This window comes from Streptomyces sp. NPDC001868 (genome assembly GCF_040297125.1).
Lineage (GTDB): Bacteria > Actinomycetota > Actinomycetes > Streptomycetales > Streptomycetaceae > Streptomyces.
In genome coordinates this window covers 1-9,524 of sequence record NZ_JBEOYO010000110.1, presented here as the reverse complement: position 1 = coordinate 9,524, position 9,524 = coordinate 1, and the positions used below count along the sequence as shown (strand labels likewise).

Here is a 9,524-nt window from a genome sequence, read left to right as displayed (position 1 = left end):
GGCGGCTGTTCTTGTTTCCGGCGGCCCGGGGCCCCGGGGGGCGGCCGCCTCCCCCCCCCACTTTCCCCCCGCCCCCCCCGCGGGCGCCCCCCCCCCCCCCGAGCCGGGTGCGCTGCAACTCACCGCCGGACAGTGTGGCGGCGCTGCGGGACAGCTGCAGGTGGGCCAGGCCGAGCCGGTCCAGGAGGCGGATCCGGCGTCCGAGGTCTTGCAGCAGGGGCTCGCCGACGGTGCGCTGCCGAGTGTCGAGGGAGTCGGTGACGTGCCCAGCCCAGCGGCGGACCTCGCGTACATCCACGTCCAGCAGCTCGGGGTAGGTCAGGCCGCCGAGACGTACGGACCGGGCGATCCGATCGAATCCGCTGCCGTGGCAGGTGCCGCAGGGCTGCTTGCGCAGGTACGGGAGGTAGCGCTGCTTGGCGTCGGCCGTCCGGGCGTTGACGAACACCCGTTCCACCTCGGCGAGCGCGCCGCGCAGCGGTTGGCTGGAGGTGTAGGTCATACGAGCTGTCTCGTTCTTGTTCGGGATGTCGATGGTGGCCTCGACCGCCTCCTCGCCGGTGCCGTACAGGACCTCGCGTTGGAAAGCTGCGGGCAGCGACTGCCAGGGGCGGTCGAGGTCCACGCCGCGTTTGGCGGCGAGTGCGGGGACGAACATGTGCTCCCCGGACCGCCATTTGGCGTACCAGGGGGAGGCGCCTTCGAAGAGGGGGAGGTCCGGGCGGGTGATGACGAGGTCTTCCTGGGCCTGCCAGCGTCCGCCGGCGCCGTGGCAGTCCGGGCAGCTGCCTTCGGGGGTGTGGCGGTCGAAGTGCGCAGTGGTCAGGGCGCCGGCGTCCGCGGCCGGGTCCGTGTCCGTGCCGATCCGCGGGAGGCGCGAATAGAGCAGTCCGAGGTGCCCATCGATCCCGGTGATGGTGGCGATCGTGGAGCGGGGGTTGCGGTTCAGGCGGCGCTGGTCGACCGCGAGTGTGGCGCTGAGGCCGAGGATGCGGTCGACCTTGGGGCGGTTGCGCTGGGTGATGTACTGGCGTACGAACGGCGAAAGGCCCTCCAGATACCGCAGTTGGGCCTCGCTGTGCAGGGTGTCGATGGCGAGTGAGGTCTTGCCGCTGCCGCTGACGCCGGTGAAGGCGACGAGGCGGCCTTTGGGGATGCTGACGGACACGTCGCGCAGGTTGTTGGTGCGGGCGCCCACGACGTCGATGGTGTCGCGCGTCTTGCCGGCCCCGGCAGCGTGTGGGGCCGGCATGCGCGTGTCTGGTACGGGCGGGGTCACGCCTCGTCCGCCTTCCCGCCGAGCTTGGCGAGGTCGGGGGCGAACACGGCCATCCACTGCGGGTGCAGTCGGTAGAAGACCACGTCGTTTTCCCAGTCGAAGGCGTCGTCGCCGTAGAAGTCCCGGAAGTACGCGAGCAGGTCCGGCCAGTCGGCGGCCGGCTCGCCGTCTCGGGGGTTGAGGACCTCCGCGGTGCCGTGTGTGAACACGCCCAGGTCCTCCCCGCGCATGTGCGCGGCGCTGACGGCGGGCCGGGCGGCGAGGTGCCGGGCCTTGGCGGCGCCGCGCGCGGTGCCGAAGTGCCATGTGCCGTGCAAGAAGTGCCCGTCCACGCCGCTGACCCGCGGCTCGCCCTTTGCCGTCACGGTGGACAGCGCAAGCGTGCACATGCCAGTGAGCACACCGGTGAGCTGCTCGGCGGTGAGCGTGCGTTCGCTGCTGATGATCGACCGCAGGTGCGCCGTGGAGCGGGCGAGCGAGGCGTCGAGGAGGGCTTGGAGCCGGTGGAGATCGTCGGGTGTCTCACGCATGAGGGTCCTTGTCTGTCGGTCGTCCCGGCCCGCGCCACCACGACACCGACCGGAGCCCCCACTGTCTCCACAAAACTCGACATCTTCTGTCGTATTTTCTTGCGGTGTCCTCTGCACCCTGCCATCGGGGTGTGGGCAGGCGTACGGCTGCGGACACCGCGACCTGCGCCGCGCCCGCGGCTGGGCGGTGCTGGATTGTTCCGGACGGGTTGTGGGAGACCGCCAAACTGTTGATCCCGCCGTCGAAGGTGCGGTCACAGGGCGGCGGGACGCAGGACACGCCTGATGAGACGCTGTTCGCGGCGATCATCTACGTGCTGGTCAGTGGCTGTGCCTGGCAGGGACCGTCTCACGCCCGGACTCGCCAACCAACGTTCCACAGACCCGCCAACAAGGAATCAACGAAACGTTTCCACCTTGTGCGGGAGGTGTCTCCGTCCCCGACACGCTGCGCGAAGGCCGGGGAAAAGCCGCTGCCGTCCAGGAAACGCAGCTGCGAGACTGCGCAGATGACCACGCAGCGGCTGCCGTTCCCGGTCCCGGACGAACGCGCCCACCTCTTCGTCGACAGCTACGCCGACATGCACGACCTCGTTGAGGGCCTGGTCGTGCCCGCCGGCGTACCCGATCTATCAGCTCATCAAGCAGGGGGCCGATGATGGGATCCTGACGGCCCGGCAGGCCGAATACCTCGACTACGGCCGGCAGATCCGCAACGGTATGGGCGCCGTGCGGGACCATGCGCGCACGAAGGACCAGGTGCGAGAGTTGCGGCGCGTTCTGAGACGACAGGCGGGGATCAGCCTCGCAACGCAGGATTCGCACCAGCCCCGGGGTAGGGCTGCGAGCGAGGGCACGATCTGATCACGCGATGAGGGCTGGTCGCCCTCCCCAGCGGATGCCCTTCTCGCTGCGGACGCGAGCGCGCTCCTTCCTCAGGGCGGCGAGCACGTCGGGGTGGCGGACGTTCTTGTTGGCCAGCGCAGGTAGGCGTGCAGGGCCCGGGTCTGGACGGTGTGGTTGTGGTGGTTCGAGTTCGCGACGGTCAACTGCCTCAGCGGCCCGAAGTGTGCCTCGATCGGATTTGCCCAGGACACGTAGGTCGGCGTGAAGCACAGCTCGACCCGGTTCTTCCGCGCCCAGCGCTGGATCGTCTCGCCCTTGTGGGCGGACAGGTTGTCCAAGATGACGTAGATCGGGGCGCCGTCCGGACGGGCCGCACGGATCGACCTCAGCGCGGTCAGGGCACGTGCATGTCACCGTTGGACGCACCGGCCTCCGCGGTGTCGGTGATGGCGCCGCTGGGGTCGGAGACGTTAGCTCCGCTCCAGGAGCCGTTCGCATACCGCATGTTGTGGAACGCCTGGCCGCCCACTGTCGTCAGCACGTGGAGATCACCGTTGGCCGCGTTCAGGCCCTTGGGCTTGACGTATCCGGAGATCAGCAGGCTGTCGGTGCCGGAACGTGCGGTGCGGGGGTCGATGACGCGGCGGGCGACCTTGTCACCGTAGTTGCCGTCGATGGTGGTGATGGTGCCGTTGCTGTGCACCGCGGTGACGATGGAGACGTGCCCGCCACTGGCGTTGGCGGGGGTGCCGTAGACGGCGATGTCACCAGGTTCCGGATTGCCGATCCCGCCCGCGGGCCGCGCACTGAACAGACCCTGTTGCTGGCCCCAGAGTCCCACTCCCCGGGCTACCGCGGTGTTGGGCACGGGCGATACACCTGCGGTTCTCCAGACCCAGGAGGCGAAGTAGGCGCACCAGGGTGTGGTGGTGCAGGGGCCGTACTTCTTGCATCCGCCGTTGCTCTCCGAGTTGCCGACCTCCGCTTCGGCAATTGAGGCGATCTGGGCCCGGGTGGCCGCGTGGCTGGTGCCGGCGCCCATCACCAGGGCCGCGGTCATCACCGCCAGCGCGACAGCCAGGTTGACGACCAGCCGGGCCGTACGGGCGATCAAGGGCCCCGACGCAGAGACGGATACGGGACCGGATGCGGGCGCGAGTGCGGAGGTGGATGCGGAGGTAGGCGCGGATGCGGATGCGGGCTTCAGGCCCGTTGCTGTGGTCATGAACGCAGCCTCCAGGGCCGCACTTCAGCATGCCTTCAGCGACTCAGCAGCCCACCTTCAGCCCGGACTCGACGATTTCTGATGGAGTTGTCAAGTGGCGAACGTGACGTGGGGGTTGGGTTCCATGCAGTCCCTTTCCCGGCGAGTCGACCTGGTCGGCGACCGTCTGCTCGGGGGACAGCGGCGTCGGCCACCACCGTGGGAGGCCTCGTCGCACAGCGGGTCGCACTGGATGATGACGAGGTACACGGGCGGGAACCCGGTCAGTTCCCAAGCGCGGGCAGTGGCGCGTAGGCGGACCTTGTCCGTGCCGCGGCCGGGCGTCCTCGCCGAGGTGGTCCCGGCGACGGCCGAGAACGATTCGGCCGCCGCTGACTCGGACAGCGTTGCGTGTGTGCGGGGCGGAGACTGTGGGGTCACTTGGTGCCCACTGTCCGCAGCGCGGCCAGGATCAGCGTGCGGGTGACGGTGATGACATCGGTGAGATGCACCTGTTCCTGCGGTCCGTGTGCCCACCGCACTTCGCCGGGCCCGTACTGGAGCGTGGGGATGCCCTGCGCGCCGTACAGCCGCAGGTCGCTGCCGTACGGCGCGCCCTGCTCACGCGCCGGTCTGCTGCCGGTGATGTCGGCGTGGGCGTGACCGACCAGCGCCGCCAGGGGGTGGCCGTCCGGTATCCGTCCGCTGGCGAACTGACCGCCGGGCCAGGTCACCGTTGCCGGGTGGGCACGCAGCCATGGATCGGCGGCGCAGGCTTGGGCGACGCAGTTCTCCAGTTCCGTGCGGGCGTCGGCCGGGTCCTCGTCCAGCCGGACGCCCAGTCGTCCCTCGGCCACGAGGAGGTCGGGGACGCTGCTGGCCCAGTCGCCGGCGTGGACCGTGCCGACCGACAGCGGGTAGGGGATGGGGTAGGAGGCCATCAGCGGGTGGGGATCGCAGTTGCGGGCGGCTTCCAGACGGGCCAGCGCGCGGTGGAGGGGGAGGTAGGCGTCGAGGGCGCTGACCCCTGCGTAGCGGGTGCTGCCGTGGGTTGCCTGGCCGGGGACCTCGATGCGGAAGGTCAGGGCTCCTGCGTTCGCTGTCATCAGCGTGCCGCTGGTCGGCTCGGCGATGATGCAGGCGTCGGCGGTGTGGCCGCGCCGGAGTGTGCCGAACGCGCCGAGTCCGCCGTCCTCCTCGCTGACCACGAAGTGGGCCGCGAGACGGCCGCGCAGTCTCACCCCGGCGGTGCGGACGGCGGTCAGGGCCGCGAGCACGGCCGCCAGCCCGGCCTTCATGTCACAGGCGCCGCGGCCATGGACGATGTCGCCCGTGACCCGGGGCACGAACGGGTCGCCCGCCCAGCGCGCCCGGTCGCCCGGAGGCACGACATCGACATGGCCCTGCAGGACGAGGGTCGGTCCGTCGCTGTCGTCGCGGGTGCCTCCCACCAGCCCCCACGCCTCCTCTCGCGGGGCCTCTGCGCCAGGGTAGGCGGGATCCGCGCGGAGTTCGGGCAGGTCCATGGACCACAGGTCGACGTCGAGGTCCAGGCGCTCGAGACGCCGGGCCAACAGGTGCTGCAGCTCGGATTCGGCAGCGCTGCCTGTCACGCTCGGCACAGCGAGCAGTTCCAGCAGCGTCCGGGCGACGGCGGCTTCGTCCACCGCGGCCAGCGCGGCGGCTTCGGCGTCGCTCAGGGATGCGGTCATGGCAGTGCTGCTCCCGGCAGATCGACGTCAGGTCGATCCGGACACTATGGCCGCCTCCCAGCGCAAACAATCTCCATTTCCTCCTATCGACCAGCGATTACTTGCAATATCAGGAGTGTTCTGGTGGATCATTGCGCTCTTGATCGGTTGCCGAATTCTCCGGAGGTGCCCGTGGACCCCATCGACGAAGCGATCGTCCGCTGCGTGCAACAGAACGCGCGGGCGACGTACGCCGAGATCGGCAAAGCCGCCAACCTGTCGGCGTCGACAGCCAAACGACGACTGGACCGGCTCGTCGGCACCGGCGCGATCCGCGGTTTCACGGCCGTTCTCGATCCGCAGGTGCTCGCATGGGGGACCGAAGCGTTCGTCGAGGTCTACTGCCGGGGCAACCCCACTCCCGCGGAGCTGCGCCGGGCCCTGGAGGGTGTCCCGGAGGTTGTCGAGGCATGTACCGTTTCGGGTGCCGCGGACGCTGTGCTCCACCTTCTCGCCGAGAGCATCACGCATCTGGAACAGGCCATCCAGCGGGTCCGCGCCACCGAGCCGGTCGAGCGCACGGAGAGCGTCATCGTTCTGTCCCGGCTGATCAAACGGCCGCACCTGTGACAGCCGACGCCCGCCTGGGCGGGTGGTTCCCCGAGCCGACCGTACCGACGGCCCGGACGAACACGGCACCGGCGCAACGAGCGCTGTCCGGCCAGCCGCTGGCACCGGAGCCGAACGGATTCTGGCTGACCGATCCCGACCTCCGCACCCGGCTGCAGTCCGCCACGCGCCTGAGCACGCCGACTACCTGCTGGGCCGCGACGCCCACTACATCGTGATCGTCAAGGGCAACCAGAAGAGGCTGCGCAGGCAGCTGAAGTCCCTGCCCTGGAGGCAGATCCCGCTCCAGGGACGTACTCGGAACGCCGGCCACGGACGCTCCGAAATCCGCCGGATCAAGGTGGCCACCGTGAACAACCTGCGCTTCCCGGCGCCCGTCAGCCGTCCAGATCAAGCGCCGCCGCACTGACCGCAAGACCGGCAAGACCACCGTGAAGACCATCTACGCCCTCACCAGCCTCACCGCCGAGCAGGCCACCCCCGCGCAACTTTCCTCACTCGTGCGTAACCACTGGAAGGTGGAAGCCCTGCACCACATTCGGGACACCACCTTTACTGAGGGCGCCTCCCAACTGCGAACAGGCAACGCACCCCGTGCGATGGCGACCTGGCGCAACCTCGCCGTCGGGGCACTGCGGCTGACCGGAGCCCCGAACATAGCTGCAGCTCTCCGCCACAACGCCCGCGAACCCCGCCGGCCCCTCGCGCTCCTCGGACTCACATGATCACGAATCGTCAGGCGAACCTGCCGAAGCCCTGGGGCTGAACTTCCTCGCTCGGCCTGTGGAGGGTGCGCTATAAACGGGCCCGTGACATTGATCGTTGAGCGAACAGACGCACGTACGTGGCCTGATGAGCAGTTGCGCGAGCTCTTCAGTGAGGGTTTCCCGGAGTTCATCACAGCCGACCGGCTGGCCAAGCAGTACATCGGCAGGATCCGGGAGTGGTTCGCCGACCTCGATCTCACGCTGGTGGATGAGCGCGGGCTGCCGGTCGCGTCCGGCTGGGGTATACCGATCCGGTGGGACGGGCGGACCGAAACGCTCCCTACCGGCTAAACCCAGGCCACCATCCGCGCCGTCGAGGGCCGAGAGCAGGGCGTCGAACCCGACACTCTGGTGATCTGTGGGGCGATCGTTACGCCGTCACTCAAGGGACGCGGCCTTGCCGGGGAGATGCTCAACGCACTGCGTCGGCTCGCCGAGGACGCCGGATGGCCACGGGTCATCGCGCCGGTGCGCCCGACGTTGAAGGCACGCTATCCGCTGGCGTCGGTCGAGGCGTTCATGGGATGGACCCGCGAGGACGGCATGGCCCTCGATCCATGGATCCGCACCCACCAGCGTCTGGGCGCCCGAATTCTCGCGGCGGCTCCCCAGTCGCAGACCATGACCGGCACGATCGCCGAGTGGGAGCAGTGGACCGGCATGGTGTTCCCAGAGACGGGAGACTACGTCATCCCGGGCGGGCTGAGCCTGCTACGGGTCGACCAGTCCGCTGACCAGGGCATCTATACGGAGCCCAATATCTGGATGCAGCACGTCTGAGCTGAGTGCACAGGGCGTGGTGGCGTCGCACGGCGTTCTCCGTCCAGGGCAGCGTCTACAGCGTCACCACACCATAGAACCGGACAAGTCGACCAAGGCTGCACTTTGGTGAAGCCCTGGGTCTCTGGTAGGTAAAGTCTGCCCGACCGAGCGTCTATTCGATCGCAGTGCTGGGGTAGTAGTGGGGTGGAAGCCACCGGGGGCGAGGCTGCCCGACGTTGGCTCCTCGTGGGGTGGGCGTGGCCTGAGTGAAGGGCATAGCGCAATGATTCCTAATGCGGTCTGTCAAGTCGCGAGGGCACTGGGCGGGGTGAGCTCGTAGCACCGCCCGTCGCGTAAGAGTGCCCAGAGGACGTTCACACGGCGGCGGGCAAGGGCGAGGACGGCCTGGGTGTGGTGCTTGCCCTCGGCGCGTTTGCGGTCGTAGAACTGACGCGAGGCCTCGCAGTGCCGGATGCTGAACAACGCCGAGATGTAGAAGACGCGTTGGAGGCGGCGGTTGTATCGCTGCGGTCGCCGCAGGTTGCCACTGATCTTCCCGGAGTCGCGGGGCACCGGTGCGACGCCGCCGAAGCCGGCGAGACGGTCGGCGGTGCCGAAGGCCGTCATGTCGCCGCCGGTAGCGGCCAAAAACTCGGCGCCGAGGATGACGCCCAGGCCGGGCAGGCTGGTGATCACGTCGAAGGTGTGGTGGTCGCGAAACCGAGCCTCGATCGCCTTGTCCAGCTCAGCGACCAACTGGTTGAGGGCCATCACCTCTTTCGCCAGCGTGTGCACCAGCTGGGCGGTCAGCTTCTCCCCGGGCAGACTGGTGTGCTGACGCTCGGCGGCCTGCAGCGCGGTCTTGGCGAGCTGGTCAGCCCGGAGGACATGCCGGTTGCGCAGCCAGGTCTCCAGTTGCTTGGCGCCGATCCGGCGGATGGCGGCGGGCGTCTGGTAGCCGGTCAGCAGGACGAGCGGGCCGATGTTGGTGAGATCCAACGCCCGTTCCAGGCCAGGGAAAACGCCCGTGAGCTGGGCTCGAAGGCGATTGACAGTGCGGGTGCGGTCGGCGACCAGATCCGTGCGGCGCCCGGTGAGGATCTTGAGGTCGGTGACGGTGCCGTCGCTGGCGCGTAAGGGATGCAGATCTTGACGGATGCGGACCTGGTCGGCGATGACGGCAGCGTCTTTGGCATCGGTTTTACCCTCGCCGCGGTAGCTCTCGGACGCGCGGTGTACGGCCCGGCCGGAGATGTAGTGCACCGGCTGGTCGTGGTTGAGGAGGATCGTGATGGCCAGCGCGGCACCGCCGTCAGCCAGGTCGATGCCCCAGGTCACCGTCTCGCCGAAAGTTAGGACTTCGGCGAGGAGCTCAAGTAGTTCCGGCTCGTCATTGGCGACGCGTCGCGACAGCAGCCGCTGGCCGCTCTCGTCGATCGCGACGCAGTGGTGGTGGGTCTTCCCGGCGTCGATGCCGGCCCAGATCGCGGCCATGTGATGCCTCCGTGCGATGTACTCCTGGTGTCTGCCACGGACGACCTCGCTGTCGACTCCCTACATAGCGATCATTCGCAATTCCTAATTGGCAGCCGAGTCGTCGTGGGACATCGGGCGGCCAATCAGTGCAAGCCACCTGCGGCAGAGCCTTTTGAACCACACCCGATGTCCCTGGGCTGGTCAACCGTACGAAGGGTTCACCGCGTCCCGCAGGACAACGTAGGGAGCCTTTTCCAACCTGTTCGCCGCGAGCCTGGTGCTCGGCTGGTCATGCACCTTCGGTGTCAAGTCGCTCCGCGGACTGGAGCAGGTACTCGG

General features: G+C 68.7%; 10 protein-coding genes and 2 pseudogenes. 6 read left to right on the top strand and 6 right to left on the bottom strand.

Features of this window, described 5'->3' with window-relative positions; translation table 11 throughout:
• Together ABT147_RS46525 and ABT147_RS46520 are read right to left on the bottom strand one after the other, a co-directional pair.
• Window positions 1–1,252: excinuclease ABC subunit UvrA (locus tag ABT147_RS46525; protein WP_502983285.1), on the bottom strand; the 1,252-nt coding region annotated here is incomplete at its 3' end.
• A 23-nt stretch (window positions 1,253–1,275) separates the two neighbouring features.
• The gene (locus ABT147_RS46520; protein ID WP_351418474.1) at window positions 1,276–1,809 is read right to left on the bottom strand and encodes a pyridoxamine 5'-phosphate oxidase family protein; all 534 of its coding nucleotides are present in this window, start codon (window positions 1,807–1,809) and stop codon (window positions 1,276–1,278) included.
• 131 nt (window positions 1,810–1,940) lie between these two features.
• Between ABT147_RS46520 and ABT147_RS46515 the strand changes: the two are divergent.
• Both ABT147_RS46515 and ABT147_RS46510 read left to right on the top strand, forming a co-directional pair.
• A pseudogene (locus ABT147_RS46515) lies at window positions 1,941–2,192 on the top strand (transposase); the annotation flags it as partial.
• Window positions 2,193–2,318: 126 nt separating this feature from the next.
• Window positions 2,319–2,468, top strand: coding sequence for a hypothetical protein (locus ABT147_RS46510; RefSeq protein WP_351418477.1), 150 nt, complete (start codon window positions 2,319–2,321; stop codon window positions 2,466–2,468).
• 205 nt (window positions 2,469–2,673) lie between these two features.
• Here ABT147_RS46510 and ABT147_RS46505 read toward each other — a convergent pair.
• From ABT147_RS46505 to ABT147_RS46495, 3 genes and pseudogenes are all read right to left on the bottom strand, one after another.
• Window positions 2,674–3,047, bottom strand: a pseudogene (locus ABT147_RS46505) (transposase); the annotation flags it as partial.
• A 2-nt stretch (window positions 3,048–3,049) separates the two neighbouring features.
• Complete coding sequence (locus ABT147_RS46500; RefSeq protein WP_351418472.1) at window positions 3,050–3,769, bottom strand: CHAP domain-containing protein; 720 nt, start codon at window positions 3,767–3,769, stop codon at window positions 3,050–3,052.
• Window positions 3,770–4,296: 527 nt separating this feature from the next.
• On the bottom strand, window positions 4,297–5,571 hold the full coding sequence (locus ABT147_RS46495) for an ArgE/DapE family deacylase (RefSeq protein ID WP_351418469.1): 1,275 nt from the start codon (window positions 5,569–5,571) through the stop codon (window positions 4,297–4,299).
• A gap of 171 nt (window positions 5,572–5,742) precedes the next feature.
• On the opposite strand from ABT147_RS46495, the gene ABT147_RS46490 reads away from it, so the two are divergent.
• The 4 genes from ABT147_RS46490 (at window position 5,743) to ABT147_RS46475 (ending at window position 7,727) form a co-directional block, all read left to right on the top strand.
• Window positions 5,743–6,180: an Lrp/AsnC family transcriptional regulator gene (locus tag ABT147_RS46490; protein WP_351418466.1), complete on the top strand. Its 438-nt coding sequence runs from the start codon at window positions 5,743–5,745 to the stop codon at window positions 6,178–6,180.
• Window positions 6,181–6,611: 431 nt separating this feature from the next.
• Entirely contained in the window at window positions 6,612–6,905 is a 294-nt protein-coding gene (locus tag ABT147_RS46485; protein ID WP_351418463.1) for a hypothetical protein, read from the top strand.
• A gap of 84 nt (window positions 6,906–6,989) precedes the next feature.
• Entirely contained in the window at window positions 6,990–7,238 is a 249-nt protein-coding gene (locus ABT147_RS46480) for a hypothetical protein (protein WP_351418461.1), read from the top strand.
• Window positions 7,239–7,355: 117 nt separating this feature from the next.
• Entirely contained in the window at window positions 7,356–7,727 is a 372-nt protein-coding gene (locus ABT147_RS46475; protein WP_351418458.1) for a hypothetical protein, read from the top strand.
• Between the two features lie 285 nt (window positions 7,728–8,012).
• Here the strand turns inward: ABT147_RS46475 and ABT147_RS46470 are convergent, their stop codons facing one another.
• A complete protein-coding gene (locus ABT147_RS46470) occupies window positions 8,013–9,203 on the bottom strand; it encodes an IS110 family RNA-guided transposase (RefSeq protein WP_351418455.1) in 1,191 nt (396 codons plus the stop codon).
• Window positions 9,204–9,524 lie beyond the last annotated feature (321 nt).